This is a genomic window from Pseudomonas sp. NPDC087817 (assembly GCF_044742875.1).
Lineage (GTDB): Bacteria > Pseudomonadota > Gammaproteobacteria > Pseudomonadales > Pseudomonadaceae > Aquipseudomonas.
The window spans coordinates 2,934-24,348 of sequence record NZ_JBIUVJ010000061.1 but is presented as its reverse complement, the minus strand read 5'-3'; the positions used below and the strand labels follow the sequence as shown (position 1 = coordinate 24,348).

Annotated in this window: 13 protein-coding genes and 1 riboswitch; of the genes, 11 read left to right on the top strand and 2 right to left on the bottom strand. The window is 60.6% G+C overall.

What is annotated here, in order from left to right; genetic code table 11:
• The 3 genes from ACIONG_RS25135 to argR all read left to right on the top strand — a co-directional run bounded on the left by ACIONG_RS25135 (window position 1) and on the right by argR (window position 3,132).
• Complete coding sequence (locus ACIONG_RS25135; protein WP_401303381.1) at window positions 1-1,113, top strand: M14 family metallopeptidase; 1,113 nt, start codon at window positions 1-3, stop codon at window positions 1,111-1,113.
• A 27-nt stretch (window positions 1,114-1,140) separates the two neighbouring features.
• Window positions 1,141-1,905: an ABC transporter ATP-binding protein gene (locus ACIONG_RS25130; RefSeq protein WP_401303379.1), complete on the top strand. Its 765-nt coding sequence runs from the start codon at window positions 1,141-1,143 to the stop codon at window positions 1,903-1,905.
• A gap of 246 nt (window positions 1,906-2,151) precedes the next feature.
• Window positions 2,152-3,132, top strand: a complete 981-nt coding sequence (gene argR, locus ACIONG_RS25125; protein ID WP_213026347.1) for a transcriptional regulator ArgR — start codon at window positions 2,152-2,154, stop codon at window positions 3,130-3,132.
• Between the two features lie 24 nt (window positions 3,133-3,156).
• On the opposite strand, the gene ACIONG_RS25120 is transcribed toward argR, so the two are convergent.
• Window positions 3,157-10,929 (bottom strand): dermonecrotic toxin domain-containing protein, encoded by a 7,773-nt coding sequence (locus ACIONG_RS25120; RefSeq protein WP_401303376.1) that lies wholly within the window; start codon window positions 10,927-10,929, stop codon window positions 3,157-3,159.
• Between the two features lie 305 nt (window positions 10,930-11,234).
• Between ACIONG_RS25120 and ACIONG_RS25115 the strand changes: the two genes are divergently transcribed.
• The 7 genes from ACIONG_RS25115 (at window position 11,235) to astE (ending at window position 19,146) form a co-directional block, all read left to right on the top strand.
• On the top strand, window positions 11,235-12,455 hold the full coding sequence (locus ACIONG_RS25115; RefSeq protein WP_401303374.1) for an aspartate aminotransferase family protein: 1,221 nt from the start codon (window positions 11,235-11,237) through the stop codon (window positions 12,453-12,455).
• A 244-nt stretch (window positions 12,456-12,699) separates the two neighbouring features.
• Window positions 12,700-13,719, top strand: coding sequence for an arginine/ornithine succinyltransferase subunit alpha (aruF, locus tag ACIONG_RS25110; RefSeq protein WP_103304068.1), 1,020 nt, complete (start codon window positions 12,700-12,702; stop codon window positions 13,717-13,719).
• Between the two features lie 51 nt (window positions 13,720-13,770).
• On the top strand, window positions 13,771-14,796 hold the full coding sequence (gene astA / locus ACIONG_RS25105) for an arginine N-succinyltransferase (protein WP_315448645.1): 1,026 nt from the start codon (window positions 13,771-13,773) through the stop codon (window positions 14,794-14,796).
• Complete coding sequence (gene astD / locus ACIONG_RS25100; protein ID WP_401303384.1) at window positions 14,793-16,262, top strand: succinylglutamate-semialdehyde dehydrogenase; 1,470 nt, start codon at window positions 14,793-14,795, stop codon at window positions 16,260-16,262. The genes astA and astD overlap by 4 nt, the downstream gene beginning before the upstream one ends.
• Before the next feature lie 166 nt (window positions 16,263-16,428).
• Window positions 16,429-17,775 (top strand): N-succinylarginine dihydrolase, encoded by a 1,347-nt coding sequence (gene astB, locus ACIONG_RS25095; protein ID WP_401303371.1) that lies wholly within the window; start codon window positions 16,429-16,431, stop codon window positions 17,773-17,775.
• A gap of 57 nt (window positions 17,776-17,832) precedes the next feature.
• Complete coding sequence (locus tag ACIONG_RS25090) at window positions 17,833-18,123, top strand: hypothetical protein (protein ID WP_016983958.1); 291 nt, start codon at window positions 17,833-17,835, stop codon at window positions 18,121-18,123.
• Between the two features lie 12 nt (window positions 18,124-18,135).
• Window positions 18,136-19,146 carry a succinylglutamate desuccinylase gene (gene astE, locus ACIONG_RS25085; RefSeq protein ID WP_103304072.1) on the top strand — a complete coding sequence of 337 codons (1,011 nt, stop codon included), beginning with the start codon at window positions 18,136-18,138 and terminating at the stop codon, window positions 19,144-19,146.
• 145 nt (window positions 19,147-19,291) lie between these two features.
• Here astE and ACIONG_RS25080 read toward each other — a convergent pair whose 3' ends face one another.
• A complete protein-coding gene (locus tag ACIONG_RS25080) occupies window positions 19,292-19,801 on the bottom strand; it encodes a 6,7-dimethyl-8-ribityllumazine synthase (RefSeq protein WP_401303369.1) in 510 nt (169 codons plus the stop codon).
• Between the two features lie 101 nt (window positions 19,802-19,902).
• Window positions 19,903-20,074: riboswitch (FMN riboswitch) on the bottom strand.
• Window positions 20,075-20,273: 199 nt separating this feature from the next.
• Here ACIONG_RS25080 and ltaE point away from each other — a divergent pair.
• Window positions 20,274-21,278, top strand: coding sequence for a low-specificity L-threonine aldolase (gene ltaE, locus ACIONG_RS25075; protein WP_401303367.1), 1,005 nt, complete (start codon window positions 20,274-20,276; stop codon window positions 21,276-21,278).
• Window positions 21,279-21,415 lie beyond the last annotated feature (137 nt).

Here is a 21,415-nt window from a genome sequence, read left to right as displayed (position 1 = left end):
ATGGAACGCATCGACCACGTTTTACCGTGGAGCCACCTGGGCAGCGAGCGCAAGATTTCGGTGTTCCGCTTCGGCAGTGGCGAGCGCAAGGCCTACATTCAGGCCAGCCTGCACGCTGACGAATTGCCGGGCATGCGCACCGCTTGGGAGCTGAAAAAGCGCCTTGGCGAGCTCGAAGCCAAAGGCTTGCTCAACGGTGTGATCGAGCTGGTGCCGGTGGCCAATCCGTTGGGGCTTGGGCAGTTGCTGCAAGGCAATTTCCAGGGCCGTTTCGAGGCGGGCAGCGGCAAGAATTTCAACCGTGATTTCGTTGAGCTGAGTGCGCCGGTAGCGGCGGCTTTGGCCGACAGTCTCGGTGATGATCCACACGCCAACATTCGCCTGATCCGTCAGGCGATGGCCGATCACCTCGCGGCATTGCCCGAGGCGAGCAGCCAGTTGCAAGGCATGCAGCGCGTGTTGCTGAGCCACGCCTGCACCGCCGACGTGGTGCTCGACTTGCACTGCGATGCCGAAGCCGCGCTGCACATGTATGCGCTGCCGCAGCACTGGCCGCAGTGGCGTTCGCTGGCGGCGCATCTGAATGTGAAGGTCGGTCTGCTGGCGGAAGATTCCGGCGGCAGCTCCTTCGACGAGGCTTGCTCGCTGCCGTGGCTGCGTCTGTCGCGGCAGTTCCCGGACGCACAGATTCCGCTGGCGTGCCTGGCGACGACCATTGAGCTGGGCGGTCAGGCCGACACTGGTCGCGCTGATGCCGAGGCGTATGCTGAAGGCATTCTCGCGTTCCTTGCCGAGCAAGGCCTGATCACCGGCGAGTGGCCGAATGCGGCTCACGAACCGTGCGAAGGCATGCCGTTCGAAGGCACCGAACTGCTGTTCGCGCCGCACCCGGGCGTGGTGAGTTTTCTGCGTAAACCCGGCGAATGGGTCGAGGCCGGTGACGAGATTTTTGAAGTGATCGACCCTGTGTCCGATCGGGTCAGCACGGTATGTGCTGGTACGTCCGGGGTGCTGTTTGCCATTGAACGGCTGCGCTATGCCCAACCCGGTTTCTGGCTGGCCAAGGTGGCGGGGCGCGAAGCGCTGCGTCACGGGCGCTTGCTCAACGACTGACTGACTGTTTTTGTGAGAACCGACCGCATGTACAAACTTGAAGTCCAAGACCTGCATAAACGCTATGGCAGTCACGAAGTGCTCAAGGGTGTTTCCCTGAAAGCGGCAGCCGGCGATGTGATCAGCATCATCGGCTCCAGTGGCTCCGGCAAAAGTACTGTCCTGCGCTGCATCAACCTGCGTGAGCAGCCGCACGCGGGCAAGATCCTGCTCAACAACGAAGAGCTCAAACTCGTGGCGAACAAGGACGGCGCGCTGAAAGCCGCTGATCCGAAACAGCTGCAACGCATGCGTTCGCGCCTGTCGATGGTGTTCCAGCATTTCAACCTGTGGTCGCACATGACCGCGCTGGAAAACATCATGGAAGCGCCGGTGCATGTACTGGGCGTGTCCAAGGCTGAAGCCCGCGAGAAAGCCGAGCACTACCTGAACAAGGTTGGCGTGGCTCATCGCAAAGACGCGTTCCCTGGGCACATGTCCGGTGGCGAGCAGCAGCGTGTGGCGATTGCCCGTGCGCTGGCGATGGAACCTGAGGTGATGCTGTTCGACGAACCGACTTCGGCGCTCGACCCGGAACTGGTTGGCGACGTGCTGAAGGTCATGCAGGCGCTGGCTCAGGAAGGCCGGACCATGGTTGTGGTGACCCACGAAATGGGCTTTGCCCGCGAAGTGTCGAACCAGTTGGTGTTCCTGCACAAAGGTGTTGTTGAAGAAAGCGGCAACCCGCGCGAAGTGCTGGTCAATCCGCAATCGGAGCGTTTGCAGCAATTCCTGTCGGGCAGCCTCAAGTAAACAGAACTGCCGATATGCACCGGAATAGTGCATGCTTCGCAGCCTGAAGGCTGGCTACAATCCCTGTGGGAGCTGGCTTGCCAGCGATAGCGGTGGGCCAGATGACATTTCTGGTACAGATACACCGCCATCGCTGGCAAGCCAGCTCCCACAATGGGTCTGCGTCGGCTTTGAGATTTGTGTTCATTTCCGGGCTAGCATTGGCCCATGCCTTCATCATTGTTTTTCGTTTCGGATCGCCCGCCCATGACTGCCCATCGAATTGGTTTCCTGATTTGGCCCAGCACTAAAGCTCTGACTTTGGCGCTGGCGGAGGAGGCCTTGCGTGTTGCGCAGCGGGTGCACCCGGACGTTGTTTACGAATTGTCTTTTCTGCAGGCCGAGTCGCCGGTCGAAGGCGCTTGGCAATTGCCGGGCGAACCGTGGGCCGGCAAGCTCGAAAACTTCCAGAAACTGTTCCTGCTGGCCGATGAGCCGCCGACTGCACTGGCCTCGCCACTGAGCAGCGCGCTCAAGCAACTGGTGCGCGCCGGTTGCGTGATCGGTGGTCTGTCTGCCGGCGTGTATCCATTGGCTCAACTGGGTTTGCTCGACGGTTATCGCGCTGCCGTGCACTGGCGCTGGCAGGACGATTTCGCTGAACGCTTTCCGAAAGTCATCGCCACCAGTCATCTGTTCGATTGGGACCGTGATCGCCTGACCGCGTGCGGCGGCATGTCAGTGCTTGATCTGTTGCTGGCGGTGCTGGCCCGTGACCACGGCGCAGAACTTGCCGGTGCTGTCTCGGAAGAACTGGTGGTCGAGCGCATCCGTGAAGGCGGCGAGCGTCAGCGCATTCCATTGCAGAACCGCCTCGGCTCCAGTCATCCGAAACTGACGCAAGCCGTGTTGCTGATGGAAGCCAACATCGAAGAGCCGCTGACCACCGACGAAATCGCCCAGCACGTGTGCGTGTCCCGCCGGCAGTTGGAGCGGATCTTCAAGCAATACCTCAACCGTGTGCCGAGCCAGTACTACCTGGAACTGCGCCTGAACAAGGCCCGGCAGATGTTGATGCAAACCAGCAAGTCGATCATCCAGATCGGCCTGTCGTGCGGCTTCTCCTCGGGGCCGCACTTCTCCAGCGCCTACCGCAATTTCTTCGGTGCCACGCCACGGGAAGATCGCAACCAGCGGCGCAGCAGCAGCCCATTCGAATTGTCGTCGGTGCCACCCGAGCGCGGCTGAGCCGCGTCGGGTGGGGGGCGGCCATTAATCCCCAGGCCGCGGAACCCTTAACGAACGCCAACCCGTTGTAGGCCATAAGGCCTCGAACTCGTCTTCCGTCTCGGCGATTTGCTGGCGCCAGAGTCGCGGTGCATCCAGCCTGGCTCCACGTACTTGTGCGTAGTCTGCAAGTCGTTTGCGCGCCACCTCCGATAACGGGTTGCCGCTGAAGTCGAAGTCGGCAGTCAGTCGGTGGTCACCGCGCAAAAACTCGATCGGCAACTCAATGATCGCGTTGTTGGATAGATCGGCGTGAGTGAGCGTGATCCTTTCGAACAGCGCCGGCCATGTCTCGGTGAGTCCGGTATTGCTCAGATCAAGGTGGGTCAGTTGCTGCATGCGACTGATGTCCGGCGCCCGTCCCAACGGATTGTTGCGCAAGTTCAAATTGCCCAGCTCTTCAAGGGCGCCGAGTGCGGTCGCGGCTTCTTCCGTCAGGCTGATGTTGCATTCGGGCAGATTCAGCAGCGTGAGTTGCTTCAGGCCAAAAACCTCGGCGGGAATACTGCCCAGTTCAAAGCCGCGCATTTTCAGGCTCTGCAGATTGGGGAAGTGGCCGAGCCAGCCATCGGCTTTTGGTGCAATCGCTGCGGTGCTGGTCAGATCCAGCTCGAGGATATGCCCGAAGTCTGCTTGCAAGGCTGGCAGGTCACCGATGAACGACATCTCCAGATTCAAGACAAATTCCGACTGTGTTGCTGATGACTTGCGCCGCCAAGCGTCTTCCAGGCGGCTCTTCACCTGCATTCTTTTGTACTGCTCCTGCAGCAGTGGCTCTGTCTCCAGGGGGAGCTGTGTGACGGGATCAGACACGGGGGCATTCATCCAGCTTTCAAGTTCGCTGATGAGGCTGTTCAGTTCGGTTTTTCGACGCGCCAGCTCAAGGCGTCCGTCGGCCAATGTGCTGGGCAGCCCGTAGACCAGATCGCTGGCCTGGGTTTCGGACAGATGCGGGTACAGCGCTTGTGCGAGCTCAATATCTGGTTGTTCGGCCAGTACGCAAAGATCGCTGCCGGTACGTTGGTAATAGGCCTTGATCTGCTCGCGGGTCGCTGGCGACAGCGGGTTATTGTCAAGATCAATGCCTTTGCTGATGGAGTCGGGAAGGTTGAAGAGCGTGTCAGGCAGCTCGGTTATCCGGTTATCGTTCAATAACGCGGTCTGGAGGTCAGCAAGCTGCGTCAGGCCGGTTGGGACACTATCGATCCCGGTTCCGGCAAGGTCGAGGTAACTCAGCGCCTTGAGTGGGGAGAGGTCGGGCGCCACGGCAAGTGGATTGTGGTACAGGTCAAGCCCCACCAGGCGTGGCAAACCCGCCAGTGCGACTTGCGCCTGAGCGTCGAAGACCACGCCGCATTTGCTCAGCACCAGAGTCTGGAGCTGGGGCATGCGGGTCAGCGCCTGCGGCAAGCGGCCCAAGGCAAAGTCGCGCATTTCCAGGCCAGTCAAACCCGGGAAGCAGTTCAAGAAGGCGTCGGGGACGTTCTGCGTCGATTTGCCCAGCAGTGACAATTGCGTGACATGACTGAAGTCGGCCGACAACGCCGGCAGATCACCGTCGAACGTCAGATCTGCGATAAAGGTATTGGAGCGCAACTCCAGATTGTCAGCTCGCCGCTGACGCCAGAACTGCTGCAGTTTGCTGCTGAACTCGCTTCTGGCGCTGCGTTCGCTGGCCATGTCGTCTGCGCTGATCGCCTGGCCGGTTTGTGGGTCATGCTCGGTAATTGCTCGCGTCCAGGCATCGAGCTCGCGGTTCATCCGGGCGATTTCACCTTCCCATCGCAGCAGTTGGGCACGACCGGCATCCAGTGTGCCCGGCAGGGAGTAGAGCATGTGGCTGGCGTCGCCATCTTGCAGTGCCGGAAAGAGTGCGCGTGCCCGGGCGAGGTCGGCGGGATCGGCCGAAACACCAAGATCGCAGGCGTGCTCAAGGTAAAACGCCTTGATCCGCTCACGACTGGCTGTCGACAGCGGGTTGCCATACAGATCGACGCCGTCGGCCAGATCGAGGTCAATCTGAAAAAATGCTGCAGGCAATTCAGTGATGCGGTTGCTGTCGAGCAGGGCGGTTCTGAGATTGGGATGATCAGCCAGACCGTTGGGCAGGTCGGCGATGCTGCAGTTGGACAGACGTACGTCATTGAGTCTCGGCATGGTCGCCAGATCGGGCGCCAGGCCCAGCGGGTTTTGACTCAGATCCAGGCGTTCAAGCTCGGTCAGCGATGTCAGCGTATTCTGGCCTTCGGCGGTCAGGGTGATCTGACAATTGTGCAGGTTCAGATCTTTGAGTTCCGTCATGCGGCCAATGGATGTGGGCAGTTCGGACAGCTCGAAATCGCGCATCTCGAGTGTTTGCGCGTTTGGAAACAGATCGAGAAACGACTCGACGCCTTGTAGCGCAGGATTGCCCCTGAGGGCCAGATTCGAGACGTGGCTGAAATCCACTGTGAGCACGGGCATCTCGCCCATGAACGGCAAAGCCGTGGATAAATCCGTATCGCGTGCCCCGGAAATAGCCGAACGATGAGCCCAGAACTCCTCCAGCTTTTGTTTGAAGTTCAAGCGGATCGCGTACTGGTCGAACACTTCAACGGCTGTGAGGACTTCGCCAGTGACGGGATTATGGATGGGAACCTGAGACGCCCATGTGGCGAGTTGGGCTTTCATTGTGTCGAATTCGGCTTGCCAGCGACCGAGATGGAGATGGCCATCGTTCAGGGTGCCGGGCAAGTCATAGATCATGTCACTGGCCTCTTGCGCATCCAGCGAGGGGAACAGTTTTCGGGCCAGGGCAATGTCCGCCGCGTCGGCCAGCACTTCGAAGTCGTTGCCGTGCTTGCGGTAGTAGGTTTTTATCTGTTCGCGGGTTTCTGGCGTTAACGGGTTGTCGGCAAAGTCGAAGCCGTCGCTGCGATTGGAGGGTAGCTCGAACAGGGCTGCGGGCAGCTCGGTGAAGGCGTTGCCACTGAAGATCATTGTGCGCAAGTGCGGGTGATCGGTGACACCGCCGGGCAATGTCGACAGACCCGTGTTGGCCACATCGAGATAAGTCAGTTGGGGAAGCAGGTTGAGGTCGGGCAGTGTGCCTAGCGGGTTGTTGCTCAGTTCGAGTGTTTCCAGATGGGGCATGGCGCAGAGCGCGTCCTGATTTTCCGGTGTCAGCACGACGGCGCAGTCTTTCAGTTCCAGTGTGCTCAGGCGCGGCAGGTGGATGATCGAGGTGGACACCGGCTCCAGATCGAAATGACGCAAATGCAACGCCTCCAGGTTTTGAAAACGCTGCAGAAATGCCGTCACGGATGAAGCGCTTTTATTGCCGGTCAGGCTCAGTTTGGAGACGTGGCTGAAATTGGCGGCCAGCGTTGGCATGTCGCCGGCGAACTGGACCTGTGCTTCCAGATGACTGCTGCGGACGCTGGGCCGATGCGCGTCTCTCGTGCCCCAGAATTGTTCCAGCGTCTGAGCGAATCGCTCGCGGTGCATGACTTCGCTCGCCTGTTCGTTGAGGTTCAGCAATTGACCGTTCGAGGGATTGCGTTTGGGGGTGTCGCGGCTCCATTGCGCCAGATCAGCTTTCATCTGACTGAGTTCGGCCTCCCATTGGGTCAATTGCGTGCGCCCTTGATCCAGCGTTCCCGGCAGTTGATAGAGCACGTCGGTAGCCTCGGCAGGCTCCAGTGTCGGAAACAGGGCAACCGTGCGGGTGACGTCGGCTTCTTCAGGCAGCACGCCAAAGTGTTTTGTGGTGCGCTGATAGTGGGCTTTCACGCGCTCACGTGACGCTGCGCTCAGCGGGTTATCGGCGAAATTGAACCCGTCACTGAGCAGACTATTGAGGGTAAACAGCGCGTCCGGTATTTCGGTGATGCGGTTGCCGGCAAATTTGCCGGTGACCAGGCGCGGGTGGTGTAACAGATTGGCGGGGGGGGCGGTGATACCGGTATTGGTCAGGTTGATGAAACGCAGCGATGTCATCGGCTGGATATCGGGCGATGTGCCCAACGGGTTGTCCTGCAGATCGAGAAAAGTCAGCTCCGGCAGTGACGCCAGGAGAGTCTGGTCGGCAGCGCCAAGGCCCAGGCTGCAATCGCGCAGAATCAGGTGCCGCAGAATCGGCATGGCGGTGATCGCGGGTGGCAGCTGTGGCAAGTTGGCGCTTTGTACGTCGAGATACATCAGTTTGGGGAAGCGTTGTAAAAACGGTTCGAGGCCTCGGGTGGCTTTACTGCCATTGATTGTCAGCGTGGTGACATGGCTGAAGTCGGCGTCGAGTGAGGGCAGATGGCCAAGAATCGGATCGGTGATCTGCAGCATGTATCCGGCGGGTCCGCGGGTCTGTTTGCGCCAGCAACGCTGGATGAGGGATCTGAGCATCGAACGACTTTGCAGGGCGGCGCGGCGCTGAGTCGGCGTCAACGGCAGACCGGTCTGCGGGTCGGTGAGCGGCACGTCGAGCGCCCAGAGGCGCAGGTCGTCACAGAGTTTTCGGTACTCGCGATCAAGGCGTGAGAGTTCGCCGCGTACTCCGCCGGGGAGCCCTTGGTGCTCGTCAATGAATGCCTGTATTTCGGCGAGCGAATCGCTGGGGTAGATCTCGCGTACTCTCTCTTCCAGCGTGCGCGGCGCCTCTCGGAACAGGGGGCGATAACCCTCGACACCGAGCAGGCGCAATGTATCGATCAGCGGTTCCGGCAGTGGCGGCTGGGCCATCGCCACCCGCAGTTCGCCGCGCTCCAGCGGATTTGCCCGAATCGCCTGTTTCAGTCTGCCGGCGTCGCCGATGCGCAGGTCCAGCGTCTGGCGCTCGGCATCCGGCAAGGCGTGGAGGACGCTGGAAAAGAAGTCGCCGTCGGCACTCAGTTCCTGGCCGCGATCGTCAAAGGGCTGATAGCGGCTATCGGCTTTTCGCACCAGTACTTTTTGCTCGCGGGCCTGGGCGGGCCCAGTGCTGTCGAGCACCGGGCCCTCATAAAAACCGTCACGTATCTCGATGCGCACTTGTCCGCTCCAGCCGGGCAAGCGTTGCAGGCTGTGCAAGGCGAGGGTGTCGGTATCCGCATTGCTCACGGAGTCCAGTTCCAGGCCTTCATAGGCGCGGCTGATGCGTACTTGCTGACTGGCCTGCTGCACCAGTTGCTGCTGACGCTCGGGCAGTTGCCCTTCGCTGATGCTCAGCAGCTCTGCGGTGTTGGCGGTGTCGAGCAGTTCGCGGGTGACGCTGGCCGGTAGCAGCGGCTCATAGTGGCGGATCGGTGCGGCCAGCGGATCGGCGGTGGTCTCCAGTTGCTGGTAGCGGGATTCGAACATGGCGCAGCGGTGTTGCCGCGCGAATTGACTCAGTTGTCTGCGAAGTGCCTGCGTGCGCACATCGAGCGCAAGCGTCGGGCCACCGAACGATTCTCCCAGCAGACCTTTGACGTCTTGCTCATCAAGGGACTCAAGCAAGTTCTTCAGCAGGTCAGCGTCTTGCGCGCTGTTCTGGCGAACGGTGATCGTCGGCAGCGCTTCGTCACTGGATGATTGCCAGATCAGCTCGCCCTGGCTGTTTAAGTAACACAGGCGTTTGCCGCTCGGCCATGCGCCGTGTTCTGTCAGCAGTTGCAGTTGTGTCAGGGGATCGGCATCGCGGTAATGCTCGGCGCTGTCCAGTTGCTCGATGAAGACTTGTAGATCCTGATCGATCTTGAAGCGTTTGATGGTATCGGCCAGCAGGGGCGGTACGGACTCTTGATCAATGTGCATTTTGCGCAGGGCGTCTTCGTTATAGCCGCTGACGTGCAAAATGCGTTCTTGCTGAACCGGTTCGAAAGATTCGACCGAATGGCCGATCCGGCGCAAGGCCGTGGGTTGGTCCCAGGCTAGCGGCTGTTCGAGTTCGCTGTGCCAGGCGCCTTCGCCGTTGTGTCGCAACAACGGTTTGTAAGCCTCGGGGCGCGTCGGGTGCTCAATGCGGAACTGACCGGGAATCGAGTCTTCACTGACCGCGTAGTGTGCGTCTTCCAGCGCCAGCAGTTGTTTGCCCTGATGGGGATGCAGGCCGCGCGCGTCTGGCCGCGAGTCTAGCGCGGGAGGGGCGTTGTGCTCGTAGCGGGTCAGGTCCGGTTCCCAGTAACGGGGAGGGCCGCCGGGCCGTTCCACGGGTTTGAAGCGGTCGATGAACGTGACAATTTCTTTCGGCAGAACCTTGCGGTATTCGCCCATGCCGATCATGCCGCCTGCGGCAAAGGCACCCAGTTGAACCAGGGATTCGACCGTGCCCATCAGGTGTTCGAACGCCTCACTGGTTTTCGCCTGCGTCCAGTCGATGATGCCTTCGAACGCCTCGTTGAGCAGTTGATAGGCCATGTAGCTCATCATCAACTCGCCCAGCCCGGGCACGAATGGCGCAATCGCGAAAGCGGCTGTTTCGATGATGGAGGTCGCGATATTGACCAGAGAATCCCAGCGTGCCCAACGGGCTCTGCTGTCGACCGTTGCGGTGGGGATGGCGATCACTTTCGCGTCGTTGAGAATCTTGTTCAGTTTTGCCTGATACGAATGTCGCCACAGTTCAGCAGGGATCGCTGCGCTGACCAGCTGCAAGTCGGGTTTGGCGATGGGCTCCTCTCGCCACGCGGGTAGGGAGCTGCCAGGTTCGGGTTTGTGCCATTTGATGCGAGCCAGGCGTTGCTGCAGGTCGGCAAAGAAGAAACCGCTGCGTTCCTGATCGATAAACCGGCTGAAGAAGCGCTGATAGTCTTTCGTACGCAACTGGCGGGTGAGTTCGGCTTCCATGGCGGCCGAGGAAGCGTACTCCTTGATCGGGTGCTCCGGGTCATCCGGAACGTAGGCAACAACCCGGCTGATGTGCCGGGGCGTGTAGGCATCCGGAGCGAAGACCAGAATCCCGGTCAGCGGTGCCGCCATCATCGACACGTCGTGACACAGCAGAGTCTGGCCGTCGAGCCGCATGCCCTGCACGCCGTCGAGCAAGCCGTTGATCAGGCGAAAGCAGTTCTCGCTGAGGTCGCCACTCATGCGGGCCCATTGCAGGGCGGCTTTGAGTGCCGCTTGCTGGCTCGTGGTCACTTTCCGTTGCAGTGCCGCAGCAGCGGCCGGATCGTTGAAGCCGAGATGTTTTTTCAGATAAGTCTGGTATTGAGCGCCGATGTCCAGCGTTCTGCACAGCTTGATGAAGGCGCTGATGCTCAGCTTGCTCTTTATCGCAGGCAGCGTTTCGAACTGCCCGCTGGCGGAGGGTTGGGTGATGAAGGTGGATTCGCGCTCATAGGCGTCATCTTTGGTTTCGGCGTCTTCGAAGTTGTGCAGTGCCGCGTCGAGTAACGAGACCGTCCAGGCGCGAGATGCGCCGGTTTTGATCGCAAACCATGGCGTCGTGGCGGGAACGTAGAGGCGCAGAAAGGTCTTCCTGACATCCAGATCCAGACCGCATGCGGTTTTCAGGGCTGCTTTGAGCAGCGGTTCGGCGAAGGCGTTGACGTCTTGCAGGTGTTTGAGTTGTTGATCAACCTCACTCTGAGCGCGCCAGTGTGCGGCGCCAAGCGCCTGCAATTGCTGGTGTTGCCCGACTGGCGCAGCCTGCAGCGAGGCCGGGAGTGCGGGCTGACTGCTGCGCAGGGCCAGGCGCACGCGGGGCGAGGCTGTGCCGAGCCAGTCGGGAATGGTATTTACCAGGTGCAAGTAGTGTTCGTCGGGATGTTGCGCGTCGCTCGTATCGATCGGGGCTGCCGGTTGTTGTCCTTCAGGCCATTGCATGTGCCATTCCTTTAGCGTTGGAAGAGCCGACAGCAAACCAGCCAGTGGCGATCAACGTGCGGTACATATTTATGCCGGTGACAACCGGCTGAATTGATATCCTGCGCGGCCTGCCGCAAATCGGCGATGCCGGTTTAAACTGCGCCTTTGCGACGCTATATGTCGCATTGCCGTAAACCCGGGAAAATCCGGGGTTTGCGCTATAAGAAGTTGTCGCTTGGCGACAAGGCCGGGCTGAAAACTGTCCTTACAATCCCCCCATCGCTCGCCAGTTTCAGGCGGGTGGCCCTCATCAGGAGACTCCGATGTCCGTTGAGCACGCTGCGGTAGAACGCGCCGATTTCGACCAGGTTATGGTTCCCAACTACGCGCCTGCCGCTTTCATACCGGTGCGTGGCGCCGGTTCCCGTGTCTGGGACCAGAGCGGCCGCGAGCTGATCGACTTCGCCGGCGGCATCGCCGTCAACGTATTGGGCCACGCGCATCCGGCGCTGGTCGGTGCCTTGACCGAGCAAGCGAACAAGTTGTGGCACGTTTCCAACGTGTTCACCAACGAGCCGGCCCTGCGTCTGGCGCACAAGCTGATCGACGCCACGTTCGCCGAGCGCGTGTTCTTCTGCAACTCCGGCGCCGAAGCCAACGAGGCCGCGTTCAAGCTGGCCCGTCGCGTGGCGTTCGATCGTTTCGGCAGCGAGAAGTACGAAATCATCGCCGCACTGAACAGCTTCCACGGACGCACTCTGTTCACCGTTAACGTCGGTGGCCAGTCGAAGTATTCCGACGGTTTCGGTCCGAAAATCACCGGCATCACCCACGTTCCGTACAACGATCTGGCAGCACTGAAAGCCGCCGTTTCCGATAAGACTTGCGCAGTGGTTCTGGAGCCGATCCAGGGCGAGGGCGGCGTCCTGCCGGCCGAACTGGCTTACCTGCAAGGTGCCCGTGAACTGTGCGACGCGAACAACGCGTTGCTGGTGTTCGACGAAGTGCAGACCGGCATGGGGCGTACCGGCCACCTGTTCGCCTACCAGCATTACGGCGTGATCCCGGACATCCTCACCAGCGCCAAGAGCCTGGGCGGCGGTTTCCCGATCGCGGCCATGCTGACCACCGAAGCGCTGGCCAAGCATCTGGTCGTCGGCACCCACGGCACCACTTACGGCGGCAACCCGCTGGCGTGCGCCGTCGCCGAAGCGGTGATCGACGTGATCAACACCCCTGAAGTGCTGAGCGGCGTCAACGCCAAGCACGACAAATTCAAGACCCGCCTGCAGCAGATCGGCGAGAAGTACGGCCTGTTCACTCAGGTGCGTGGTCTCGGTCTGTTGATCGGTTGTGTGCTGAGCGAAGCCTGGAAAGGCAAGGCCAAGGGCATCTTCAACGCCGCTGAAAAAGAAGGCCTGATGATTCTGCAGGCCGGCCCGGACGTGATCCGTTTCGCGCCGAGCCTGGTGGTCGAAGACGCCGATATCGATGCCGGTCTGGACCGCTTCGAACGCGCTGCCGCAAAACTGACGCAAGCCTGATAGACCTTTCGACGCCTGGAGTTTTTCAGGCGTCGATCAAAATTTTTGATACCGGGCAATATCAAATGTGGGAGCGGGCTTGTGGTGAGGGGATTTATCCCCGATGGGCTGCGCAGCAGCCCCAAGCTTTTTGAGGGCCGCTACGCGCCCCATCGGGGATAAATCCCCTCACCACAAAGGCTCACCCCTACAAGGTCCGGTGTTTTTTTTTCAGTAAATTTTTATAAGAGAAAGGAGTGACACCATGCTGGTGATGCGCCCTGCGCAAATGGCTGATCTGGGCGAGGTACAGCGTCTGGCTGCGGACAGCCCGATTGGTGTCACTTCCTTGCCGGATGACGTGGAACGTCTGAGCGACAAGATCGCTGCGAGCGAAGCCTCGTTTGCCGCTGAAGTGAGCTTCAATGGTGAGGAGAGCTATTTCTTTGTCCTCGAAGACACCGCCACCGGCAAACTGGTCGGTTGCTCGGCCATTGTCGCTTCGGCCGGTTATTCCGAGCCGTTCTACAGCTTCCGCAACGAGACCTTCGTCCACGCCTCCCGCGAGCTGAAGATCCACAACAAGATCCACGTGCTTTCGCAGTGCCACGACCTGACCGGCAACAGCTTGCTGACCAGTTTCTACGTGCAGCGCGAACTGGTGGGGTCGCCGTGGTCCGAGCTCAACTCCCGTGGCCGTCTGTTGTTCGTTGCCAGCCACCCCGAGCGTTTCGCCGATTCGGTGGTGACCGAGATCGTCGGTTACAGCGACGAGAATGGCGACTCGCCGTTCTGGGACGCCATCGGGCGCAACTTCTTCGACCTCAACTACGCCGCGGCCGAGCGTCTGTGCGGTCTCAAGAGCCGTACGTTCCTCGCCGAACTGATGCCGCATTACCCGATCTATGTGCCGCTGCTGCCGGACTCCGCTCAGGAAGCGATGGGCCAGGTGCACCCGCGTGCGCAGATCACCTTCGACATCCTGATGCGCGAAGGCTTCGAGACCGATCACTACATCGACATTTTCGACGGCGGTCCGACCCTGCATGCACGTGTTTCGGGGATCCGTTCGATCGCCCAGAGCCGCGTGGTGCCGGTGAAGATCGGCGAGCATGTCAAAGGTGCCGGGCGCCAGTATCTGGTGGCCAACGCGCAGTTGCAGGATTACCGCGCCGTGCTGCTTGAACTGGATTACGCGCCGGGCAAACCGGTGACTCTGGATCTGGAAGCGGCCGAAGCCCTGGGCGTCGGTGAAGGTGCCAGCGTGCGCCTGGTGGCGGTTTAACGCCTTAGCGAGTTTCACGGGTGGCGAGAGCGGCCCGTTTGAGGAGATAGCATGATTGTTCGTCCCGTACGCAGCAGCGATTTATCCGCGCTGATCGAGCTGGCCCGCAGCACCGGCACCGGCCTGACCACCTTGCCGGCCAACGAAGAACGCCTGGCGCATCGGGTCGGCTGGGCCGAGAAGACCTTTCGCGGTGAGGCCGGCCGTGGCGATACCGACTACCTGTTCGTGCTCGAAGACGACGACGGTCGCGTGGTGGGGATTTCCGCCATTGCCGGCGCAGTCGGTCTGCGTGAGCCTTGGTACAACTTCCGTGTCGGCCTGACCGTCAGCGCCTCGCAGGAGTTGAACATCTATCGCGAGATTCCGACGCTGTTCCTCGCCAACGACCTGACCGGCAACTCCGAACTGTGCTCGCTGTTCCTCCACGCCGATTACCGCAACGGCCTCAACGGCCGCATGTTGTCGAAGGCGCGGATGCTGTTCATCGCCGAGTTCCCTGAGCTGTTCGGCAACAAGATCATCGCCGAGATGCGTGGTGTGTCCGATGAAGCCGGGCGCTCGCCGTTCTGGGAAAGCCTGGGCCGGCATTTCTTCAAGATGGAATTCAGCCAGGCCGATTACCTGACCGGTGTCGGCAACAAGGCTTTCATCGCTGAACTGATGCCGAAGTTTCCGCTGTACACCTGCTTCCTGTCCGAGGATGCGCGAGGCGTGATCGGCCAGGTGCACCCGGACACCGAGCCCGCGCTGGCGATGCTCAAGAGCGAAGGTTTCAGCTATCAGGGTTACGTCGACATCTTCGACGCCGGCCCGGCCATCGAATGCGAAACCAGCAAGATCCGCGCAGTGCGTGACAGTGAAGCGCTGGTGCTGGCCGTGGGGACGCCGGGCGACGACGCCACGCCGTTCATCATCCATAACCGCAAGCGCGAAGACTGCCGCATCACTGCTGCGCCGGCCCGTCTGGCCGCCGGTACTTTGGTCGTTGATCCACTGACCGCCAAACGTCTTCAACTCAACGCGGGCGATCAAGTGCGTGCCGTAGCGTTGTCCGCTGCACGGGAGTCGAAATAATGAATTCGCTATACATCGCAGGTGAGTGGCTGGCCGGTCAGGGCGAGGCTTTTCAATCGCTGAATCCGGTGACCCAGCAAGTGCTGTGGTCGGGGGAGGGCGCCACTGCCGCTCAGGTCGAATCCGCCGTGCAAGCTGCACGTCAGGCATTCCCGGGTTGGGCACGTCGTTCACTGGACGAACGCATCGCCGTCCTCGAAGCGTTCGCCGCCGCCCTGAAAAACCACGCCGACGAACTGGCCCGCACCATTGGTGAAGAGACCGGCAAGCCGCTGTGGGAAGCCGCGACCGAAGTGACCAGCATGGTCAACAAAATCGCGATTTCGGTGCAGAGCTACCGCGAGCGTACCGGCGAGAAGAGCGGCCCATTGGGCGACGCCACCGCCGTGTTGCGCCACAAGCCGCACGGCGTGGTGGCGGTGTTCGGGCCTTATAACTTCCCTGGCCACTTGCCGAACGGTCACATCGTGCCGGCGCTGCTGGCCGGTAACAGCGTGCTGTTCAAGCCAAGCGAGCTGACCCCGAAAGTCGCCGAGCTGACGGTCAAGTGCTGGATCGAAGCCGGTCTGCCGGCAGGCGTTTTGAACCTGCTGCAAGGCGCTCGCGAAACCGGCATCGCGCTGGCGGCGAACCCGGGCATCGACGGTCTGTTCTTCACTGGCTCCAGCCGTACCGGCAATCATCTGCATCAGCAATTCGCCGGGCGTCCGGACAAGATTCTGGCGCTGGAAATGGGCGGCAATAACCCGCTGGTGGTCGATCAGGTCGCGGATCTGGATGCGGCGGTCTACACGATTATTCAGTCGGCGTTCATCTCGGCGGGTCAACGCTGCACATGCGCGCGTCGTCTACTGGTGCCGCAAGGCGCGTGGGGCGACAGCTTGCTCAAGCGTCTGGTTGAGGTCTGCGCGACTATTGAAGTGGGTGCGTTCGATCAGCAACCGGCGCCATTCATGGGCTCGGTGATTTCCCTCGGCGCGGCGAAAGCGCTGATGGATGCCCAGGCACATCTGCTGGCCAACGGCGCCGTGTCGTTGCTGGCGATGACTCAGCCGCAGGCACAAGCCGCGCTGCTGACGCCGGGCATTGTCGATGTGACGGCGGTGGCCGAGCGCTCCGACGAAGAGCTGTTTGGCCCACTGTTGCAAGTGATCCGCTACGCCGATTTTGAAGCGGCGATTGTTGAAGCCAACAACACCGCTTTTGGTCTGGCCGCAGGTTTGTTGTCGGATTCCGAAGCACGTTACCAGCAGTTCTGGCTGGAAAGCCGCGCCGGTATCGTCAACTGGAACAAACAACTGACCGGTGCAGCGAGCAGCGCGCCGTTCGGCGGTGTCGGTGCGTCGGGCAACCATCGCGCCAGCGCCTACTACGCAGCGGATTACTGCGCGTACCCGGTGGCGTCGCTGGAAACGCCGAGCCTGGTGTTGCCTGCGGCTCTGACCCCAGGCGTGAAAATGGCGTGATGCCAATCGCTGGCAAGCCAGCTCCCACAGGGATTGAGGTGTACACAGAATCTGTGAACACCACCGAACTTGTGGGAGCTGGCTTGCCAGCGATGGCCGCAACGCGGTCGCACTGAACAGTTAGTTACTGAAGCCTATAACAACAGATTTTCGTGGAGCCTCGCTGATGAAATCCTATGAAGTCAATTTTGACGGTCTAGTGGGGCCGACCCATAACTACGGTGGTCTGTCCTACGGCAACGTTGCATCGCAGAGCAACAGCCAGCAGTCTTCGAATCCGAAGGAAGCGGCGCTGCAAGGTCTGGCGAAAATGAAAGCGCTGATGGAAATGGGCTTTCAGCAAGGCGTACTGGCGCCGCAGGAACGTCCGGACGTGGCCGCGCTGCGCCGTCTGGGTTTCAGCGGCACCGACGCTCAAGTGATCGAGCGCGCCGCCAAAGAAGCCATGCCGCTGCTGGTCGCCAGTTGCTCGGCGTCGAGCATGTGGGTGGCGAACGCCGCCACGGTCAGCCCGAGTGCCGACACCGCTGACGGTCGCGTGCATTTCACTGCCGCCAACCTCAACTGCAAATACCACCGCAGCATCGAGCACCCGACCACCAGCCGCGTGCTCGGCGCGATGTTCGCCAATCAGCAGCACTTCGCCCACCACGCGGCATTGCCGGCGGTGGCGCAGTTCGGCGACGAAGGCGCGGCCAACCACACGCGTTTCTGCCGTGAGTACGGCGAGGCCGGTGTCGAGTTCTTCGTGTTCGGTCGCAGTGCTTTCGACAATCGTTATCCAGCACCGCAAAAGTACCCGGCGCGCCAGACCCTTGAAGCGTCGCAAGCGGTCGCGCGTCTGCACGGTCTGCGTGAGGACGGCGTGGTTTACGCCCAGCAGAACCCGGCCGTGATCGATCAGGGCGTGTTCCACAACGACGTGATCGCGGTGGGTAACGGCGAGGCGCTGTTCTACCACGAGGACGCTTTCCTCGACACCGAACAGATGCTCGTCGAACTGCAAGGCAAGCTGGCCAAGGTCGGCGGCAATTTCCAGTCGATCTGCGTGCCGCGTTCGGCGGTCACCGTGGATGACGCCGTGCGTTCGTACCTGTTCAACAGTCAGTTGCTGTCGCGCCCTGACGGTTCGATGCTGCTGATCGTGCCGCAAGAGTGCCAGGCCAACGAGCGCGTGTGGGCTTACCTGCAAAGCCTGACCAGCTCCGGCGGTCTGATCCGCGAAGTGAAGGTTTTCGATCTCAAGCAAAGCATGCAGAACGGCGGTGGCCCGGCGTGCCTGCGACTGCGCGTCGCGCTGAATGAAACGGAACTGGCGGCGGTCAACCCAGGCGTTATCATGACGGCCCCGTTATACGGTTCGTTGACCGCATGGGTTGAAAAGCACTACCGCGACCGCCTGAGCGAAACCGATCTGGCGGACCCGCAGTTGCTGCTTGAATGCCGGACGGCACTGGATGAACTGACGCAAATCCTTAAACTGGGCGCGGTTTATCCATTCCAGATCAATTGATGGCCGGCGCGCTGCCTGAACGCGGCGCACGGCTTGTCTCCCCAAGAGAGTAAAAACATGAGCGATTCCCTGCAGCTGATCCTTGAAGACACCGACGGCACGCAACTGCAAACCTCGTGCACCCGCGTCGCGGTCATGTGGCAAGGCAAAGAGCTGTGGATCCAGCAGGACGGCCGTGGCCAACTGCTGATCGGCGTGGACGTTGAAGAAGGTGACGCGGAATACGCCAACCTGCTGCTGCGCCCATTGGCGACTAATCTGGTAAGTCTGCAACTGGAAATGGAACCGGCTGACGTCGGCGACGACGAAGACCACGTTCACGGCCCGGATTGCAACCACGATCACTAAGGAAACCGCTCTATGCTCGCCCTCGGCAAACTGCTTGAACTGACCCTCGCCGGCCGCGAACCGGCGGAGAAGACTCAACTGACTGTCGAAGGCGTGCGCATGCGCTGGTTGAGCGAAGGGGCGCTGGAAGTCCGGCCCCCGGAAGCTCGCGACAATGGCCTGGATCTGCTGCTGTCGGCAGGCATTCATGGCAACGAAACAGCACCGATCGAGTTGCTCGACCGGTTGCTGCACGACATCGCTCGTGGCGATCTGAAGCCACGCGCCCGCATTCTGTTCCTGTTCGGCAACCCCGAGGCGATTCGCAAAGGCGAGCGCTTCATCGAGCAGGACGTCAATCGGCTGTTCAATGGCCGTCATGAACAAACAAGCGGTTCTGAAGCCATACGCGCCTGTGAGCTGGAGCGGTTAGCGGCGAGTTTCTTCAGCCTGCCAAATCGCCAGCGTCTGCATTACGACCTGCACACGGCGATTCGTGGCTCGAAGATCGAGCAGTTCGCCTTGTATCCGTGGAAAGAAGGTCGTCAGCATTCCCGCCGGGAACTGGCGCGTCTGCGTGCGGCGGGCATGGAAGCGGTGCTGTTGCAGAACAAGCCATCGATCGTGTTCAGCTCGTACACCTACGACAAGCTCGATGCCGAGTCCTTCACGCTGGAGTTGGGCAAGGCTCGGCCGTTCGGGCAGAACGACGGGGTCAATGTGTCGCTGCTGGAAACCCGTTTGAAGCAGATCATTGAAGGCAATGAGCCGGAAATGGCTGAAGCGCAATTGGATGGTTTGCAGCTATTCAGCGTGGCGCGGGAAATCATCAAGCACAGCGATGCCTTCCGACTGAACCTGCCGCAGGATATCGAGAACTTTTCCGAGTTGGAGATGGGTTACGTGCTGGCCGAAGATCTGGCCAATACCCGTTGGGTCATCGAGGAGGAGGGCGCACGCATCATCTTCCCTAATCCCAAAGTCAAGAACGGCCTGCGCGCGGGCATCCTGATCGTGCCGACCAGCGACGAAAATCTCGCCTGACCTGATCGCCATAAAACCCTGTGGGAGCGGGCTTGCCCGCGATGGCGTACGGTCAGTCGACATCTAGCGCAACTGATCCACCGCTATCGCGGGCAAGCCCGCTCCCACAGGGGATGAGTGAGACCAGAGATCTCACTCATCCTGTTTACACCGCTACAGCACGCGGCTCAGTGCGGCGCAACGCACGAACCTTCTGCAGCGTATCCGCGCACGTCTTCGCCGCTTCCTGACCCTTGTGTACAAAGTGTTCGAAGAAGAACTTCTGATGTTCTTCGCCGGCATGGAAGTGGTGCGGGGTCAGGGACACCGAGAACACCGGCACTTCGGTTTCCAGCTGCACTTGCATCAGGCCGCTGACCACCGACTGGGCGACGAACTCGTGACGGTAGATGCCGCCGTCCACGACGAGGGCTGCCGCGACGATACCCGTATAACGACCGGTCTTGGCCAGCAGTTTGGCGTGCAGGGGCATTTCAAAGGCGCCGCCGACTTCAAAGAAATCGATGTCCGATTCCTGATAACCCTGAACAAGCATTTCGGCGAGGAAGCCTTTGCGGCTCTGGTCGACGATTTCCTTGTGCCAGCAGGCCTGGATGAACGCAACGCGCTCGCCGTGTGGGTGTTTGCTTTTGCTGTCGATAGCGGTGGGTTGCATGTTCTGACTCCTGTTTGTGTGAAAAACAGGGCGTTATGAATCGAAAGGGATTCAAGGGTACGCACGAGCGCAGAAGCGCGCGGACGGCCCTTTGGCGTTAATCCCGTTCTCTCTTCATCCGGACTATGACCGTCGGCCCCGGAATCACACCGGGTCTGCTGACCTTGTCGCCGTCCACCGCCTAAGCCGTGTTCGTCACCAAGCGCTCGCGGGCTATGCGCATTGCGCGCAATTACCGCCGGTGGGGAATTACACCCCGCCCTGAGAACGTTTACGCCGCCCTTTTTTCGGCGGCGCAGCGTTTTTAACACAGATTGTGTGTCTGTGCATTGCGCCTTTCTGATGATTGCTATCGAGTTTTCTGAACGCTGATATGGTGTTTTCCTGCGCCAAGGGTTGATTAATCGGCGCAATGACCGCAGTAATTCACCTTCGTAAAGGGATTTTCCCTGCTGACTTTGAGGCCAGGTTCATGAGCGTTATCGATCTTCGCAGCGACACCGTCACTCAACCGACTCCCGCCATGCTCGACGCGATGACCGCGGCGGCCACCGGCGATGATGTGTATGGCGAAGATCCGACGGTAAATCGTCTGGAAGCCGAACTGGCAAAACGACTGGGTTTCGCCGCTGCGCTGTTCGTGCCGACCGGCACCATGAGCAACCTGCTCGGTTTGATGGCGCACTGCGAGCGCGGTGACGAGTACATCGTTGGCCAACAGGCGCACACCTATAAGTACGAGGGCGGCGGCGCAGCGGTGCTCGGTTCGATTCAGCCGCAGCCGCTGGAGGTGCAGGCCGACGGTTCGCTGGGCCTGGATCAGGTTGCTGCTGCAATCAAGCCGGATGACTTCCACTTCGCCCGGACTCGCCTGCTGGCGCTGGAAAACACCATGCAAGGCAAAGTGCTGCCGCTCGAATACTTGGAGCGAGCGCGCCAATTCACTCAGGACCACGGCCTGCAACTGCACTTGGACGGCGCTCGTTTGTACAACGCGGCGGTCAAGCTCGGGGTCGATGCGCGGGAAATCACCCAGCATTTCGATTCGGTGTCGGTGTGCCTGTCCAAGGGCCTTGGCGCGCCGGTTGGTTCGGTGCTGTGCGGCTCGGTCGAGTTGATCGGCAAGGCTCGCCGCCTGCGCAAAATGGTCGGCGGTGGTATGCGTCAGGCCGGTTTGCTGGCAGCAGCAGGGCTGTACGCGCTGGATCACAATATCGAGCGTCTGGCCGATGACCACGCCAACGCGCAGTTTCTCGCCGAAGGTCTGCGTGACGCAGGCTTCAGTGTTGAGCCCGTACAGACCAACATGGTTTACGTGCAGATGGGCGACAAGGCCGAGGCGCTCAAGGCGTTTGCCGCCGAGCGCGGGATCAAATTGAGCGCTGCCGCTCGTCTGCGCATGGTCACGCACATGGACGTCAATCGCTCGCAAATCGAGCAAGTGATCGCGACATTCGTCGAGTTTTCGCGCGAGTGACAGCGTTAGCCGTCCAATTGACCGTTTCTATCGTATAAACACGCTGTACCCCGCGCGCAGGGCCGATATAATGCGGCCCTTTGCCGTCGCTTCGTCTGTTGACGTTTCGAACAGGCCTTTGGCCGCAGCCTCCGTGG

Excerpts from the sequence above, each read along its gene's own strand:
- ACIONG_RS25135 (WP_401303381.1), top strand. The coding sequence starts at position 1 with ATGGAACGCATCGACCACGTTTTACCGTGGAGCCACCTGGGCAGCGAG.
- ACIONG_RS25130 (WP_401303379.1), top strand. The coding sequence starts at position 1,141 with ATGTACAAACTTGAAGTCCAAGACCTGCATAAACGCTATGGCAGTCAC.
- argR (WP_213026347.1), top strand. The coding sequence starts at position 2,152 with ATGACTGCCCATCGAATTGGTTTCCTGATTTGGCCCAGCACTAAAGCT.
- ACIONG_RS25120 (WP_401303376.1), bottom strand. The coding sequence starts at position 10,929 with ATGCAATGGCCTGAAGGACAACAACCGGCAGCCCCGATCGATACGAGC.
- ACIONG_RS25115 (WP_401303374.1), top strand. The coding sequence starts at position 11,235 with ATGTCCGTTGAGCACGCTGCGGTAGAACGCGCCGATTTCGACCAGGTT.
- aruF (WP_103304068.1), top strand. The coding sequence starts at position 12,700 with ATGCTGGTGATGCGCCCTGCGCAAATGGCTGATCTGGGCGAGGTACAG.
- astA (WP_315448645.1), top strand. The coding sequence starts at position 13,771 with ATGATTGTTCGTCCCGTACGCAGCAGCGATTTATCCGCGCTGATCGAG.
- astB (WP_401303371.1), top strand. The coding sequence starts at position 16,429 with ATGAAATCCTATGAAGTCAATTTTGACGGTCTAGTGGGGCCGACCCAT.
- ACIONG_RS25090 (WP_016983958.1), top strand. The coding sequence starts at position 17,833 with ATGAGCGATTCCCTGCAGCTGATCCTTGAAGACACCGACGGCACGCAA.
- astE (WP_103304072.1), top strand. The coding sequence starts at position 18,136 with ATGCTCGCCCTCGGCAAACTGCTTGAACTGACCCTCGCCGGCCGCGAA.
- ACIONG_RS25080 (WP_401303369.1), bottom strand. The coding sequence starts at position 19,801 with ATGCAACCCACCGCTATCGACAGCAAAAGCAAACACCCACACGGCGAG.
- ltaE (WP_401303367.1), top strand. The coding sequence starts at position 20,274 with ATGAGCGTTATCGATCTTCGCAGCGACACCGTCACTCAACCGACTCCC.